Annotated in this window: 14 protein-coding genes and 2 tRNA genes; 14 read left to right on the top strand and 2 right to left on the bottom strand. The window is 45.2% G+C overall.

What is annotated here, in order from left to right; all coding sequences use genetic code 11:
* Positions 1–78: 78 nt before the first annotated feature.
* Positions 79–378 carry a ribosome assembly RNA-binding protein YhbY gene (yhbY, locus tag FLM48_RS15530; RefSeq protein ID WP_028774718.1) on the bottom strand — a complete coding sequence of 100 codons (300 nt, stop codon included), beginning with the start codon at positions 376–378 and terminating at the stop codon, positions 79–81.
* Between the two features lie 91 nt (positions 379–469).
* Between yhbY and rlmE the strand changes: the two genes are divergently transcribed.
* The 14 genes from rlmE (at position 470) to rpsO (ending at position 13,805) form a co-directional block, all read left to right on the top strand.
* A complete protein-coding gene (rlmE, locus tag FLM48_RS15525; RefSeq protein WP_028774719.1) occupies positions 470–1,099 on the top strand; it encodes a 23S rRNA (uridine(2552)-2'-O)-methyltransferase RlmE in 630 nt (209 codons plus the stop codon).
* A gap of 70 nt (positions 1,100–1,169) precedes the next feature.
* A complete protein-coding gene (gene ftsH / locus FLM48_RS15520; protein WP_179025256.1) occupies positions 1,170–3,143 on the top strand; it encodes an ATP-dependent zinc metalloprotease FtsH in 1,974 nt (657 codons plus the stop codon).
* Positions 3,144–3,279: 136 nt separating this feature from the next.
* Positions 3,280–4,071, top strand: coding sequence for a dihydropteroate synthase (gene folP, locus FLM48_RS15515; protein WP_179026396.1), 792 nt, complete (start codon positions 3,280–3,282; stop codon positions 4,069–4,071).
* 83 nt (positions 4,072–4,154) lie between these two features.
* A complete protein-coding gene (gene glmM, locus FLM48_RS15510) occupies positions 4,155–5,486 on the top strand; it encodes a phosphoglucosamine mutase (protein WP_179025255.1) in 1,332 nt (443 codons plus the stop codon).
* Positions 5,487–5,687: 201 nt separating this feature from the next.
* Positions 5,688–6,470, top strand: a complete 783-nt coding sequence (tpiA, locus tag FLM48_RS15505; RefSeq protein ID WP_179025254.1) for a triose-phosphate isomerase — start codon at positions 5,688–5,690, stop codon at positions 6,468–6,470.
* A gap of 1 nt (position 6,471) precedes the next feature.
* Entirely contained in the window at positions 6,472–6,807 is a 336-nt protein-coding gene (secG, locus tag FLM48_RS15500) for a preprotein translocase subunit SecG (protein WP_028774724.1), read from the top strand.
* A gap of 94 nt (positions 6,808–6,901) precedes the next feature.
* A tRNA-Leu gene (locus tag FLM48_RS15495) sits at positions 6,902–6,987 on the top strand.
* A gap of 104 nt (positions 6,988–7,091) precedes the next feature.
* Positions 7,092–7,168, top strand: a tRNA-Met gene (locus FLM48_RS15490).
* A gap of 158 nt (positions 7,169–7,326) precedes the next feature.
* Complete coding sequence (gene rimP / locus FLM48_RS15485) at positions 7,327–7,782, top strand: ribosome maturation factor RimP (protein WP_028774725.1); 456 nt, start codon at positions 7,327–7,329, stop codon at positions 7,780–7,782.
* Positions 7,783–7,809: 27 nt separating this feature from the next.
* Positions 7,810–9,309, top strand: a complete 1,500-nt coding sequence (gene nusA / locus FLM48_RS15480) for a transcription termination factor NusA (protein WP_028774726.1) — start codon at positions 7,810–7,812, stop codon at positions 9,307–9,309.
* Positions 9,310–9,335: 26 nt separating this feature from the next.
* Positions 9,336–12,002 (top strand): translation initiation factor IF-2, encoded by a 2,667-nt coding sequence (gene infB, locus FLM48_RS15475; protein ID WP_179025253.1) that lies wholly within the window; start codon positions 9,336–9,338, stop codon positions 12,000–12,002.
* Positions 12,003–12,063: 61 nt separating this feature from the next.
* A complete protein-coding gene (rbfA, locus tag FLM48_RS15470) occupies positions 12,064–12,468 on the top strand; it encodes a 30S ribosome-binding factor RbfA (RefSeq protein ID WP_028774728.1) in 405 nt (134 codons plus the stop codon).
* Positions 12,468–13,418, top strand: a complete 951-nt coding sequence (gene truB, locus FLM48_RS15465) for a tRNA pseudouridine(55) synthase TruB (protein ID WP_179025252.1) — start codon at positions 12,468–12,470, stop codon at positions 13,416–13,418. Before rbfA ends, truB begins: the two co-directional genes overlap by 1 nt.
* A gap of 117 nt (positions 13,419–13,535) precedes the next feature.
* Entirely contained in the window at positions 13,536–13,805 is a 270-nt protein-coding gene (rpsO, locus tag FLM48_RS15460; RefSeq protein WP_028774730.1) for a 30S ribosomal protein S15, read from the top strand.
* Between the two features lie 291 nt (positions 13,806–14,096).
* On the opposite strand, the gene FLM48_RS15455 is transcribed toward rpsO, so the two are convergent.
* On the bottom strand, positions 14,097–16,130 hold the full coding sequence (locus FLM48_RS15455) for an EAL domain-containing protein (RefSeq protein ID WP_179025251.1): 2,034 nt from the start codon (positions 16,128–16,130) through the stop codon (positions 14,097–14,099).
* Positions 16,131–16,304: the final 174 nt, after the last annotated feature.

Genomic DNA, 16,304 nt, shown 5'->3' with positions numbered 1-16,304 from the left:
TAGGGTTATCGACGCGGGTGGGTCAACAAAAAAGCCACTGTCTAGGCAGTGGCTTTTCTGTATTAATCTGAGAGTGAATTACTTGGCTTTTGGCACAGCAATTTTCATCTCTTCAGACTGGCGGAATAGTACGAGTACGTGACCAATTAGCTGTACTTTTTCAGCTTGGGTTTCACGGACAATGGCGTCAACGATTGCATTTTTTAACTCTCTGTCACCAGAGGCTACTTTCACTTTAATCAATTCATGATGAGAAAGTGCATTATCAATTTCAGCCAGTACTCCTTCAGTCAGGCCGTTGCCACCAAGCATCACTACAGGCTTGAGATTATGTGCTAAGCCTTTTAAGTGCTGTTTTTGTTTGGTTGTTAAGTTCATTTATACCAACTTTATGCTGAGTTACTGTTGAAAACCCGCTATTCTACCCTTATATAGGCTTTGTGTAACTCATATTTGTTGCGGAATTTAAATGTCAGGTAAAAAACGAACAGCGAGTTCTTCCCGCTGGATGCAGGAACATTTTGATGATCATTATGTTAAGTTGTCGCAAAAACGGGGACTTCGCTCACGCGCCGCGTTTAAATTAGAAGAAATTCAACAAAAAGATAAGTTAATCCGCCCAGGTATGACGGTGGTGGATTTGGGGGCAGCGCCGGGTGGTTGGTCGCAAATTGCGGTGAAGCTGGCCGGAGACAGTGGTAAAGTTATCGCTTGCGATATCTTGCCGATGGACCCTATCGTTGGCGTTGACTTTCTGCAAGGTGATTTTAGGGAAGATAAAGTGTTAGATGCCTTACTTGAACGGGTAGGGGATGCTAAAGTCGATGTTGTACTTTCTGATATGGCACCTAATATGAGTGGTACAGGAGGTGTTGACCAACCTCGCGCTATGTATTTAGTCGAGTTGGCGCTGGATATGTGTCATCAAGTATTAGCACCCAATGGGTGTTTTGCGGTAAAAGTCTTTCAGGGGGAGGGCTTCGATGAGTACATGAAAGCGGTTAAAGAGGCGTTTAAAACCGTAAAAACACGTAAGCCAGACTCTTCGCGACCTCGTTCGCGTGAAGTCTATCTTGTGGCTACTGGGTACAAGTTATAGTAATCTATCGTTAGTACTCTAACATCAGTTTTCGAAAGACTTTAAAAGAGGTCGAGTAATTTTGAGTGATATGGCAAAAAATTTAATTCTCTGGGTTGTCATCGCTGTAGTGTTGATGTCAGTTTTTCAGGGTTATTCCCCCTCATCATCGACTACGTCGAAGATGGACTATTCAACTTTCCTAGATGATGTGCGTTCTGGGCAAATCAACACGGTTGAAGTGTTGAGCGACCAACGTACTATTGAAGGTACAAAACGTACTGGTGAAAAGTTCACCACCATCATGCCTATGTATGATCAAGATTTAATTAATGATCTTGACCGTAAAGGCGTCACAATGAAAGGCCAAGAAGCTGAAGAGTCAGGCTTCCTGACCCAAATCTTTATTTCTTGGTTCCCGATGCTGCTGTTGATTGGTGTATGGATATTCTTCATGCGTCAGATGCAAGGCGGTGGCGGTAAAGGCGCAATGTCATTTGGTAAAAGTAAAGCCAAATTGATGAGCGAAGACCAGATTAAAACCACTTTCGGCGACGTTGCTGGTTGTGATGAAGCCAAAGAAGATGTGAAAGAACTGGTCGATTATTTGAAAGAGCCGACTAAGTTCCAAAAATTAGGTGGCCGAATCCCAACGGGTGTGTTGTTGGTAGGTCCACCAGGTACAGGTAAAACTTTGCTGGCAAAAGCGATTGCGGGTGAAGCCAAAGTACCGTTCTTTACTATCTCAGGTTCTGATTTTGTTGAAATGTTTGTCGGTGTCGGTGCATCTCGTGTCCGTGATATGTTTGAACAAGCTAAAAAGTCAGCACCTTGTATCATCTTCATCGATGAAATCGATGCCGTAGGTCGCCAACGTGGTGCTGGCGTCGGTGGTGGTCACGATGAGCGTGAGCAAACCTTGAACCAAATGCTGGTTGAAATGGATGGTTTTGAGGGTAACGAAGGTATTATCGTTATTGCCGCAACTAACCGCCCAGATGTACTTGATGCGGCGTTGCTCCGTCCTGGTCGTTTTGACCGTCAGGTTGTGGTTGGCTTACCCGATGTCCGTGGTCGTGAACAAATTCTTAAAGTACACATGCGCAAAGTTCCGTTGTCTGAAGATGTTAAAGCCAGCGTTATAGCACGTGGTACACCAGGTTTCTCCGGTGCAGACCTTGCTAACCTAGTTAACGAAGCCGCTTTGTTTGCTGCTCGTGGTAATCGCCGCGTAGTGGGCATGGAAGAGTTTGAAAGTGCGAAAGATAAAATCATGATGGGTGCAGAGCGCCGCACTATGGTGATGTCTGAAGACGAGAAAGAGATGACCGCTTATCATGAAGCAGGTCATGCCATTGTCGGTTGTTTAGTGCCTGAACACGACCCTGTGCATAAAGTCACTATTATTCCTCGTGGACGCGCACTTGGTGTCACCTTCTTCTTACCTGAAGCGGATGCCATTAGCCAAAGTCGCCGTAAGCTTGAAAGCCAAATCTCTGTAGCCTACGGTGGACGTATCGCCGAAGACCTGATTTATGGTAGCGAGAAGGTGTCTACGGGTGCCTCTCAAGATATTAAGTATGCAACGTCTATTGCACGCAACATGGTTACTCAGTGGGGCTTCTCTGAAAAACTTGGGCCGGTTCTATATGCTGAAGATGAAGGTGAAGTATTCTTAGGGCGTAGTATGGCTAAAGCCAAACATATGTCTGATGAAACGGCGACAATCATTGATTTGGAAGTGAAACATCTTATCGATGAAAACTATTCTCGCGCCCATACCTTCTTAACCGAAAACATGGATATTCTACATGCCATGAAAGATGCGTTAATGAAGTATGAAACCATCGATGCCAATCAAATCGATGATTTGATGGAACGCCGTGAAGTCCGCGCTCCTGCAGATTGGAACATGGATGATAATGGTTCAGATTCGAGTAATGGCAGTGGCGGTAAGACTGAGAAAGTTGTTGCCAATGAAACGACAGCTGATACAGATAGCAGCGATAACGAGACACAGGCCAAACCTGATCTAAACGATGCTGATGAGTCTACTGCTAAGTAACTCTGCTATGTGTTAGTTGTTAAATGAAAACCCCGTAAGGGGTTTTCTTGTTTTAGTTATAGACATATTTAATAAGGGCCTGTTCTTGAAGATCCGCAGTAAACAAAAGCAGCTCGACCTCACTGAGCCACAAGTGATGGGGATTTTAAATGTTACCCCAGATTCTTTTTCCGACGGTGGGCAATACTCTAGTTATGAGATTGCTTGTCGCCATGCAGATGAAATGGTTAGAGATGGCGCGACCATTATCGATATTGGCGGCGAATCAACGCGGCCAGGTGCCGCTCCCGTTTCGCTAAACGATGAACTTCTGAGAGTGATTCCACTGGTTGAGTATGTGGCAAAACACCATGATGTGTGGATTTCAATTGACACCAGTAAACCTGAAGTGATGCAACAAGCAGTTAATGCAGGTGCAGATTTGATTAACGATGTATGCGCGCTTAGTCAGCCAGGTGCTTTAGCCATGGCGGCTCAATTAGATGTGCCAGTTTGTCTCATGCATATGCAGGGCAAGCCCCAAACCATGCAGAATCAACCTGAATACCAAGATGTGGTAGATGACATTGTAGCGTTCTTTACTCAGCGTATTGATGATGCATTAAAAGCGGGTATTAAGCGGGAAAATATCCTCATTGACCCAGGTTTCGGTTTTGGAAAAACACTGGCACACAATTATCAGCTGCTTGCCGAACTGCACCGTTTTAAAACTTTGTCGATTCCCTTACTGATAGGTCTGTCAAGAAAGAGTATGATTGGCAACTTATTAGGCTGTGACGTGCTAGAACGAGATAATGGTAGTGCAGTGGCTGCCATGTTAGCGGTGCAAAATGGTGCCGATATCGTAAGGGTACATAACGTCAAGTTAACGGTAGAGATGTTGCGAGTGTTAGACGCGACAAATAACTATGCCGCATTAAGTACTTAGTAGTGATTAGTAAGATCAGCGTAACCCAATAGTTTGCTGATGGAAGAGTATCTCAATGGATGAGAATATAAGAGGTAAAGGTTGTGAGAAAGTTTTTTGGAACAGATGGTATTCGCGGTAAAGTCGGTGCGGGCAAAATGACGCCGGAATTGGCATTAAAGCTTGGCTGGGCAGCTGGAAGAGTTCTTTCTCGCTCAGGTACAAGAAAAGTCATTATTGGTAAAGACACCCGCATTTCAGGCTACCTTTTCGAGTCTGCTATGGAGGCCGGATTGTCGGCAGCAGGTCTTAATGTGATGTTGATGGGGCCAATGCCTACCCCAGCAGTCGCTTATTTAACGCGTACTTTTCGAGCAGAAGCCGGTGTGGTAATCAGTGCCTCCCACAACCCTTATTATGATAACGGCATTAAGTTCTTTTTCACCGATGGAAGTAAGTTACCTGATAGTGTTGAGCTAGAAATTGAAGCGGAACTAGAGAAACCATTAGTGTGTGTCGAATCGCATCTGTTAGGGAAAGTTTCTCGTATTGATGATGCGCCTGGACGTTACATTGAATATTGTAAGGGTAACTTTCCTGCCGAGCACACTTTGCATGGGCTAAAAATCGTGGTGGATTGTGCCCACGGCGCGACTTACCACATTGCTCCAAATGTTTTCAGAGAGCTTGGCGCTGAAGTGATTGCGATTGGCGATCAACCTGACGGAATTAATATTAACCACGAGGTCGGTGCAACTTCAACGGGGAAAATTCGCGAAACTGTTATCAACAGCAATGCTGATTTAGGTATTGCATTAGATGGCGATGGCGATCGTATTATGATGGTCAATCGTCATGGTAAAGTCATCGACGGTGATGAGATTTTATATATTTTAGCTTGTGATGCTCAGAACCGTGGTGTGCTTAAGGGCGGTGTTGTTGGCACTCAGATGTCTAACCTTGGTTTAGAGTTAGCCCTTGGTAGCCGTGATATTCCATTTTTGCGCTCCAAAGTGGGCGATCGTTATGTGATGGAGTTACTAAAGGAAAATGGCTGGCGCATCGGTGGTGAAAACTCGGGCCATATTCTTAATCTTGATCATGGTACAACCGGTGATGGGATTGTTGCCGGCATATTAGTGCTTGCCGCAATGCGCCGTCAAAATGCGACTTTAGAAGAGTTAACTGAAGGCTTAAAGATGTTGCCGCAAGTGTTAGTTAATGTACGCTTTGAAGGCAGCAATGATCCGCTTAGTTCTGACATCGTGATGGCTGCCAAAGCTGAAGTTGAAGCAGCGCTGGGTGAAAAAGGCCGGGTGTTATTGCGTAAATCAGGTACAGAGCCTTTATTGAGAGTGATGGTTGAAGGTGAGTCTGAGTCTGAAGTGATTAAGCATGCCAACGCCATTGCCGATGCAGTGCGCGATCTGGTGTAAAAACAGTTAGTGTGTGACCGTGACTGTGGTTATGTCTAATCAGCAGTCATGTCACACTTAGAATGATTTTCACCGACGCGTATCGACAATTAAGAATAAAAAGTAGACGTTCCGACCCTTTATCGGAAAAATTCGCCCTTTGGGTATTGTAAGTTTTCAAGCGGTTCGCTATTATTCACGCCGCTTTCAGAGGAGACCGTGATGGCACTTAGACGTCCTATGGTGGCTGGTAACTGGAAAATGAATGGTAATGCGCCGCTAGCGCAGGAACTATTCAACAAGTTCGCTACTAAGCTACAGAATGATTCAGCAGAAGTTGTCTTGTGTCCGCCTAGTATTTATCTAGAAAGCGTGCGTCAACAGCTAGATGCTAACAAAGAAGCCTTAAATGGCTGCCTTGTTAGAATGGGGGCTCAAAATTTGAGTCAACATGATTTCGGTGCTTACACCGGAGAGATTTCTGGCCAAATGTTGAAAGACTCAGGCTGCCGATATGTGATTATTGGGCACTCTGAACGTCGTCGCATGTACGGTGAGACAAGTGATATTGTTGCAGAGAAATTTGCAGCAGCACAAAAACATGGTTTGACCCCTATCTTATGTGTAGGTGAGTCAGGTCCAGCTCGCGAGGCTCGACGCACTTTCGAAGTGATCGCCGAAGAGCTAGATGTAGTCATTGAGAAAAATGGCACCATGGCATTTGATAACGCAATTATCGCCTACGAACCTTTATGGGCTGTAGGAACCGGTAAGAGCGCTACGCCAGAGCAGGCTCAAGAAGTTCATGCGTTTATTCGCAAACGCCTCTCTGAAGTATCTCCATTTATTGGAGAAAATATCAGGATTTTGTACGGTGGTAGCGTAACACCGAGTAATGCAGCAGATCTATTTGCTCAACCTGATGTAGATGGTGGACTGATAGGCGGTGCTAGCTTAAACTCTACCGAGTTTTTAAGTTTATGTTCGATTGCAATGAGCGCATAATATGTACGAAATTCTAATGGTTATATACTTGTTGGTCGCGATTGGTCTAGTAGGACTTATTCTAATCCAGCAAGGTAAAGGAGCTGACATGGGTGCCTCATTTGGCGCTGGTGCATCAGCAACATTATTTGGGTCTTCGGGTTCAGGTAACTTTTTAACTCGTTCTACAGCTATTTTAGCTATCGCGTTTTTCGCATTAAGTTTAACCATTGGTAACTTAAGCGCAAACCACGCAAAAGGTGAAGATGCTTGGAATGATTTGGGTGCAGCAGAAGTGACTGAACAAGTGACCGATGCAGTTGAAAGCACTCCAGCTGAAGACAAGATTCCAGATTAATCTTGTTGTAAAGCAAACGGGGCTTCGGCTCCATTGTAAAAACTCCGTAGGGTCCTCTCTCCTACAAATAAAGTAGTTTTACATAAAGATTGATGCGGATGTGGTGGAATTGGTAGACACGCCATCTTGAGGGGGTGGTGAGCTATGCTCGTGAGGGTTCAAGTCCCTCCATCCGCACCAAATTTTCAACTTTTGTATATATGAAAGTTGAGATAATAAAGCAGTGACCAAGTTGCTTTGTTATTGCAAGTAAAGGCAATAGTTCTTATACTTGCAGCAGTTGACGCGGGGTGGAGCAGTTTGGTAGCTCGTCGGGCTCATAACCCGAAGGTCGTCGGTTCAAATCCGGCCCCCGCAACCAGCTTCTCAATAGTGAATGACTTTTACTATTGATTCAGGTTTTAGATAGATAACCTCGTCATTACGGGGTTTTTTGTTATCTGGACTTTTGAAAATGTCGCTTTCGGGCGGCGATGTATAGGGGCTATAAGCCCTTTTTTGTTTTTCGGGAGATCACCTTTGGCAACGTTAGAAAGCAAACTGGAACAGATGCTTATCGCACCAGTTGAAGCATTTGGCCATACATTATGGGGCTTAGAGTATGTGCAAGCAGGCAAGCACTCAGTCCTAAGATTATATATCGATAACGAAAAAGGTATTTTCGTTGATGATTGTGCCGACGTTAGCCGTCAGGTCAGTGCGGTTCTAGATGTTGAGGACCCAATATCTACCGAATATACATTAGAAGTTTCATCACCAGGTGTTGACCGTCCGCTATTTAAAGCTGAACAGTATGCGACATACATCGGTGAGACAGTAAAGACCCAATTGACTATGCCTGTAGCGGGCAGTCGTAATTTAAAAGGTACCGTTGTCGCAGTAGAGGGGCAAATGCTCACTATTAACGTCGATGGGAACGAACTGATGGTTGCTCTGGATAATATCCGTAAAGGCAACTTAATCGCTAAGTTTTGATGGATTCAAGGTGAACGAGGCAAGAGAATGAATAAAGAGATTCTGCTAGTCGCTGAGGCGGTTTCAAATGAGAAGGCTGTACCTCGCGAGAAGATTTTTGAAGCGTTGGAAATTGCGCTAGCCACCGCAACCAAGAAAAAGTACGAAGGCGATATTGAAGTTCGTGTCGCTATCGACCGTAAGACCGGTGCATACGAGACGTTTAGACGTTGGATGGTGATTGAAGATAATGGTGAAGCATTAGAAAACCCATTTCGTGAAATCACTTTAGAAGCGGCTAAATTCGAAGATCCAGAGATTGAAGTCGGTGGTTACATCGAAGATGAGATCGAGTCAGTCGTATTTGACCGTATTACCACGCAAACTGCTAAACAAGTGATCGTACAAAAAGTACGTGAAGCTGAGCGTGCTCAGATTGTTGATCAGTTCCGTGATAAAGAAGGCGAGCTAATCACCGGTGTGGTGAAGAAGAGTAATCGTGAAAGTGTCGTGGTTGATTTGGGTAATAACGCGGACGCGGTATTGTTTAAAGAAGATCTGATTTCACGTGAAAGCTTCCGCCCAGGTGACCGTGTTCGTGCGTTGCTTTATGCAGTACGCCCAGAAGCACGTGGTGCACAGCTGTTTTTAACTCGTACTAAACCAGACATGCTTATCGAGCTGTTCCGTGTTGAAGTACCAGAAATTCAGGATGAGATGATTGAAATCATGGGCGCAGCTCGTGATCCAGGTTCTCGTGCGAAAATTGCGGTTAAATCAAACGATCGTCGTATCGACCCTATCGGTGCTTGCGTTGGTATGCGTGGAGCACGTGTTCAAGCCGTTTCAAATGAATTGGGCGGTGAGCGCGTTGATATCGTGATGTGGGATGATAACCCAGCACAGTTTGTGATTAACGCCATGGCACCTGCTGACGTAGCGTCAATCATTGTCGACGAAGATAACCACTCAATGGATATTGCTGTTGAGGCGGATAGCTTAGCGCAAGCGATTGGTCGTAACGGACAAAATGTACGTCTAGCCACTCAACTATCTGGTTGGGAACTGAACGTCATGACAGTTGATGACATGAAAGCTAAGCACCAAGCAGAAAGCGCGAAAGTGATTAACTTATTTGTTGAGTCACTGGACGTTGATGAAGATTTTGCACAGGTACTTGCAGATGAAGGTTTTACTTCATTAGAAGAGATCGCCTACGTGCCAGAGTCTGAGTTGCTAGACATTGATGGTTTTGATGAAGATATCGTTGAAGCATTACGTGAGCGTGCTAAAGCCGCTATTTCTACACGTGCGCTAGCAACCGAAGAAGCCTTAGATGGGGCAGAGCCTAGCGAAGACTTATTAGCGCTTGAAGGGCTTGAAAAACACCTTGCTTACGTATTAGCAAGCCAAGGTGTGGTGACATTAGAAGATTTAGCCGAACAAGGCATTGATGATTTGATCGAGATTGAAGAATTAACAGAAGAGAAGGCTGGTGAGCTCATTATGGCAGCCCGTAATATCTGTTGGTTTGGCGAAGAAGCATAAGTCGATCAGCAGAGGGGATTGAATAAATGGCAGATACTACAGTAGAAAAACTGGCCTCAGAAGTTGGAAAAAGTGCTGACCGCTTGGTTGAGCAGTTTGCTGATGCAGGTATTAAGAAAACAAAATCTGATACTGTATCCGAACAGGAAAAGCAGCAGCTTTTGGATTTTTTGAAAAAACAACATGGTGGTGAAACCACACCGACTAAGATGACACTGCAACGTAAATCAGTATCGACACTCAGTGTCGCTGGTAGCGGTGGACAATCTAAAGACGTTAAAGTGGAAGTGCGCAAAAAGCGTACTTTCGTGAAGCGCGATGCAGCAGCTGAAGCTGAAGCACAAGCTGCTGCAGAAGCTGAAGCGAAAGCAGCGGCAGAAGCCCAAGCTAAAGCTGAAGCAGAAGCGAAGGCAAAAGCCGAAGCTGATGCCAAAGCTAAAGCAGAAGCTGACGCAAAAGCTAAGGCTGAGAAAGAAGCCAAAGCTAAAGCCAAAGCGGAAGCTGAAAAAGAAGCTAAAGCAGCACCTGCGGTAGAAGAAACTGCAGAAGAAAAAGCGGCTAGAGCTGAAGAAGCACGTTTATTAGCAGCTCAAGAAGCGGCAGCGAAAGCTAAAGCTGATGAAGAAGCTAAAGCGGCTGCTGAAGAAGCGCGTCGTCTTGCTGAAGAGAACGAAAAGCGTTGGGCGGAAGAAGAACGTCAACGTAAAGAATCAGAGAAAAGTGCTGATCACCATATCACTACGTCAACCGAAGCCCGTGCAGCAGAAGACACCGCTGACATGAACGCTGAAAAACGTGGTCGTCGTCAACGCAAACCTGCTAACAAAGCCGGTAATAAGAAGCGTGGTGGCAGAGATAATCGTGGTGGCCGCAATAGCCGTAATTCACGCAATGCGCCTGAATCTATGGACCATGGCTTTAACAAGCCAGCTGCAGCGGTAACCCGTGATGTTAGCATTGGCGAAACTGTAACTGTTGCTGAACTGGCACAGAAAATGGCAGTTAAAGCGACTGAAATCATTAAGCAAATGATGAAGATGGGTTCGATGGTTACCATCAACCAAGTACTTGACCAAGAAACTGCCCAAATGGTTGCAGAAGAGATGGGTCATAAAGTGGTACTAACTCGTGAAAACGAGCTAGAGCATCAAGTACTATCTGATCGTGATGACAGTGTATCAGTAGAGCCGCGTGCGCCAGTAGTAACCATCATGGGTCACGTTGACCATGGTAAAACTTCACTACTTGATTATATTCGTGCTGCAAAAGTTGCCTCTGGCGAAGCCGGTGGTATTACCCAGCATATCGGTGCATACCATGTTGAAACTGACAATGGCATGATCACCTTCTTAGATACCCCAGGTCACGCCGCGTTTACCGCAATGCGTGCTCGTGGTGCTAAGGCAACCGATATTGTTATCTTGGTTGTTGCTGCAGATGATGGCGTAATGCCACAGACTATCGAAGCGATTCAACACGCAAAAGCCGGTGGTGTACCACTGATTGTTGCAGTGAACAAGATTGATAAGCCAGAAGCGGATCCGGATCGTGTTAAGACTGAGCTGTCACAACACGGCGTGATGTCAGAAGAGTGGGGCGGCGAGAACATGTTTGTTCACGTTTCTGCGAAATCTGGCGAAGGTATCGATGAGCTACTAGAAGGTATCTTACTAGAAGCCGAAGTACTTGAGCTTAAGGCAGTACGTGAAGGTATGGCTGCTGGTGTTGTTGTTGAGTCTAAGCTTGATAAAGGCCGCGGCCCTGTAGCAACAGTATTGGTTCAAGAAGGTACGCTTAAGCAAGGCGACATCGTGTTATGTGGTCTTGAGTACGGTAAAGTTCGTGCAATGAAAGATGAGAATGGCCGCGCGATTACCGAAGCGGGTCCATCTATTCCTGTTGAGATTTTAGGTCTATCAGGTGTGCCATCTGCAGGTGATGAAGCAACAGTTGTACGTGATGAGCGTAAAGCCCGTGAAGTAGCACTTTATCGTCAAGGCAAGTTCCGTGATGTTAAGCTGGCGCGCCAGCAGAAGTCTAAGCTTGAAAACATGTTTGCTAACATGGTTGAAGGCGAAGTTCAGGAACTAAACTTAGTACTTAAAGCTGACGTTCAAGGTTCACTTGAAGCAATTGCTGATTCGCTTAACAAGCTGTCTACTGACGAAGTGAAAGTTAACATCATCGCTCGCGGTGTGGGTGGCCTGACTGAAACAGATGCAACACTTGCTGCAGCATCTAACGCAATCATGGTTGGCTTTAACGTTCGTGCCGATGCACAAGCACGTAAGACCATTGAAGCAGAAAGTGTAGACCTACGTTACTACAGCGTCATTTATGACCTGATTGACGAAGTTAAGTCAGCAATGGGCGGCATGCTGTCTCCAGAATTTAAGCAAGAGATTATCGGTCTTGCTGAAGTTCGTGATGTGTTCAAGTCGCCTAAGATTGGTGCTATTGCTGGTTGTATGGTTACCGAAGGTACCATTAAACGTAGCGCGCCAATCCGTGTACTACGTGAAAACGTAGTTATCTACGAAGGTGAGCTAGAATCACTACGTCGCTTTAAAGACGATGTTACCGAAGTGCGTAACGGCATGGAGTGTGGTATCGGCGTTAAGAACTATAATGACGTTAAAGTTGGCGACCAGATTGAGGTCTTCGAAACGATAGAAATCGCTCGAACCTTATAATCGAATAAAAGGGGCGGCATTAGCCGCCTTTTTTGTCTGTAAGATAAAATGGCAAAAGATAATGGCAAAAGAATTTAGTCGAACTCGACGCATCGCTCAGCAGTTGCAGCAAGAACTTGCGCAAGTGCTACAACGCGATATTAAAGACCCCCGTGTGGGCATGGTCACGGTCAACGATGTTGACGTATCTCGTGACTTAAATTACGCAAAAGTATACGTCACCTTCTTCGAAGAAGATCCAGAAGTTGTACAGCAGAAACTTGAAGCACTAGAAAGTGCGGCGGGATATGTGCGCTCTTTGGTTGCAGGGCGCATGAAGCTGCGCGTAATGCCTGAAATTCGTTTTATTTATGACTCGTCATTGGTAGAAGGGATGCGCATGTCAAACTTAGTGACTAAAGTCATTAACGACGACGAAGCGAAAGCCAATAAGCATGTTGATGATACGGACCAGGATAAACAGTAATGGCACGTAAACCTCGGGGGCGTTTTGTTGATGGTATCGTCTTACTAGACAAAGATACCGGCATGAGTTCCAATTTTGCGTTGCAGCGAGTCAAGCGCATCTTCAATGCTGCCAAAGCAGGACATACTGGTGCACTAGATCCATTAGCAACTGGGATGCTGCCTATCTGCCTAGGTGAAGCGACGAAGTTCTCTCAGCATCTGTTAGATGCAGATAAGCGCTATCTAGTCACGGCTAAATTGGGCGTTAGAACCGACACGAGTGACTCTGATGGCGAAGTGGTGCAAGAGCGGCCGCTAAACTTCACTCAGCAGCAGTTAGAGCAAGCATTAGAGCACTTTCGTGGTGAGACTATGCAAGTGCCTTCTATGTTTTCAGCGCTGAAATATCAAGGCCAGCCTTTATATAAGTACGCGCGCGAAGGAATAGAAGTGCCTCGTGAGGCTCGGCCGATTACTGTCTTTGAGCTTAACTTTATTAAGCTTGAAGGCGATGAGCTGACTTTAGATATTCATTGCTCTAAAGGCACTTACATTCGGACCATCACTGACGATCTTGGCGAGATGTTAGGTTGTGGGGCGCACGTTATCATGCTTAGGCGCACACAGGTCGCTGGTTACCCTTATGACAAAATGGTGAATCTAGCGCAGTTAGAAGCAATGCTTGCCGATGCGCAAGAGCGTGAGGTCGCACCTAAAACTGTATTAGATCCATTGTTGCTACCTATGGATACCGCGGTAAGCGACCTAAAAGAGATCAATGTGTCTGACGAGCTAAGCCCGTATTTAATGAATGGTAATCCTGTTACCGTTGCCAATTTGCCAGTAGATGAACTTGTGCGTATTACCTTAGGTGAAGCACGTAAGTTTGTTGGCATTGGCGAGATGAACAATGATGGTTTGCTCGCACCTAAACGGCTGATTGTCGTTAGAGAAACCCCAGCGGAATAAAGCGCGCTGCAACGCCAGCTTAAGCTTGCGTATTAGCGTTATAATAGGTATTATACCGCGCTCTCTTTGGCTGAGTTAGTGATCGGCTAAAGCATATTTACTATTTTGGAGAAAAACATGTCACTAAGTACAGAAGCAAAAGCAAAAATCTTGGCTGAATTCGGTCGTGGTGAAAACGACACTGGTTCTACTGAGGTTCAGGTAGCTCTTTTAACTGCACAGATTAACCATCTGCAAGGTCACTTTAAAGAGCACATCCACGATCACCACTCACGTCGTGGTCTGCTTCGTATGGTTAGCTCTCGTCGTAAGCTTCTAGCTTACCTTAAGCGTACTGAAAACGTTCGCTACCAAGAGCTTATCAAAAAGCTAGGTCTACGTCGCTAATATTGCATTAGTGCTGTAGATACAAAGGGGAGGCTTAGGCCTCCTTTTTTGTGTCTGAAATTTGGTGTTTAGCTCATCAAAACAGCAGCTGTTGCATGACTTTATCATTGGCGGACAGCACTAGATGTTGCCATGATAACGGTTAGTTGAGTGGCAAGTGGCGATTGTGGGAAGGGCCTGTTATGGAGGTTACGCAGGTTACGTAGCTAGCCTTTTAAATCCGGTAGGCGTTCAAATCTCAAAACTCAAATCAGTTTTTACAGGCTAACTATATGATTGCGGGCAGAGTTATTATATGCGGCTAATGGAGGCCGTTTGGGTTTTAATGTATTGGTTTTCGAAGTCTTCTTGTGTCAGTGGCTGACTAAAGTAAAAACCTTGTCCTATTTGACAGTCTTTGTCTTTTAGCCAATCTAACTGTTGTTTGTTTTCAATCCCTTCAGCGACAATGTTTAAGTCCAACTGCTTTCCTAACATCAAAATAGTCGATGCAATGGCGCTATCGTGGGGTAAGTCTGTCACAAAGCAACGGTCAATCTTCATGGTGGTGATCGGCAGGTGGCGCAGGTATGACAGTGAAGAGTAACCGGTACCAAAATCATCAACCGCAATACCAAATCCCGCGCTTTTTAACTGCTCTAGCTTACTGATGGCTAGCTCAATGTCATTCATTAACGAGGTTTCGGTAATCTCTATTTCAAGTAAGTTGGGATCGATCTGATACCTAAGTGACAACTGTTTAATGTCTGGAACTAAACTGGCGTCAGCAAACTGTTGCGACGCGACATTTACCGCGATGGGTAAGGCAAAATTATAGCGTTGCTGCCAGGATTTAATGGTTTTACAGGCTTGTTCAATAACCCAGCGGCCTAGAGGGATGATGATGCCGGTTTCTTCAGCAACCGGTATGAAAGACATCGGGCTGATTAAGCGGCCATCTTTTTGCCAGCGAATAAGTGCTTCACAAGCGATAACTTCACCGGTTTTAATATCAAACTTAGGTTGAAAGTGCAGTAAAAACTCTTCATTGCGCAATGCATCATGCAGTGACGCTTCCGTACGTAAACGTACCGCTGCGCGCTCGGTCATTTGCTGCTTAAAGAACGCCCATTGGTTAGAGCCTGCGGCTTTTGCACTGTACATGGCGATATCGGCGTGACGAATTAAATCCTCGGCACTGAGGCCATCGTCAGGATAAATTGAGATACCCACTGACGCCGCAGGGTGAATGGTATGCTCGTTGAGCTGCATGGGGGTATTGAGCTCTAATAACAGCTTATCGACAAAGTCTGCTGCTTGATCTGGGGTTTTCACATCATCTGCTAGAACAACAAATTCATCGCCGCCTAAACGTGCAACGGTGCCGCGGTCGCCCACAACGCGTTCAAGCACTCGTGCAATTCGTGCCAAGAACTGATCGCCCAATGCATGACCAAGAGAGTCATTGACGTTTTTAAAGCGGTCTAAGTCGATAAACATCATGCTAAATTGCTGTTTGTGCACTCTAGCGCGTTGGATAGTGACCGCAATGGTTTCTAAAAGTAGGGTGCGATTGGGCAAACCTGTGAGTGGATCTCGGGTGGCCATTTTGCGTAATTTGGCTTGAGTTTGACCAAATTGGATTAAGATTTGGTTAAATTTTGATGTCACTAAGCCTAATTCATCATCTTGGTGCGCTTTGGAAACTGGCAGTAAATTCTCATCGGGCGATTCGGGCTCAATCTTATCGATAGCTTCACTAATTTTGGCAATCGGCTGGGTAAGAAAACGGTGGAATACTATCGATAGCACTAAAGTTATCAGCAGAGCCCTGGCCAAGGTGGCAAGAAAACTAAAGCGCAACTGTGAAAATAATGAATCAGTCAGTTCTTGGGTATTATAAAATATGGTAAGTGTGCCGATAACTTGTTGTTTATCGGTGCCTTCAAAATAGAATGGTCGGTATAAAGTTCGCGATATCTCTTTTAAATCGCCAAATAATTTACTGCTTAAATCTTTAAACAGGTCATTACTGCTTTGCGGATTACTGATTGACACAAACATGGAGCCGTCATCCAGTTCAATCACCGATGAGCCGACATGCTCGACTTTCAATACGCCTTCGAGGGTTTGTTTGGCTAAGTTATCATCGAGTGCCCAGACGGCATTAGCTGTAGGTTGTTCAACAGAGTTTAACAGTTCATTTTGGGCTTCAATTAGTTGTTGCCGAGCAGAAACACCCACAAGCGCAATTTCAACGATAAAAATCGCTATCGCGAAAAAAAGTGCAGAGAAAACAACTAAACTTGTCTGCTTCCATGTGAGAGATTTAAAGCTGGCGCTCATGTATCCCGTCCTTTGACTGTTACTGAATTGTTATTTAAACCCTAAAATCACCGACTTCACAACAAAAACTTTAGTCCAGCTACCTACTTTAGAGAAAAGATTTCTCTTTGTCATTAATATGTGCCCTTTATCTATCTAGCAAATGTGCAGTATACTTACGCGCGTAATCAAAGG

This window comes from Shewanella sp. Scap07, assembly GCF_013394145.1.
Classification (GTDB): domain Bacteria; phylum Pseudomonadota; class Gammaproteobacteria; order Enterobacterales; family Shewanellaceae; genus Shewanella; species Shewanella waksmanii.
This window is presented reverse-complemented; position numbering and strand designations above follow the sequence as displayed.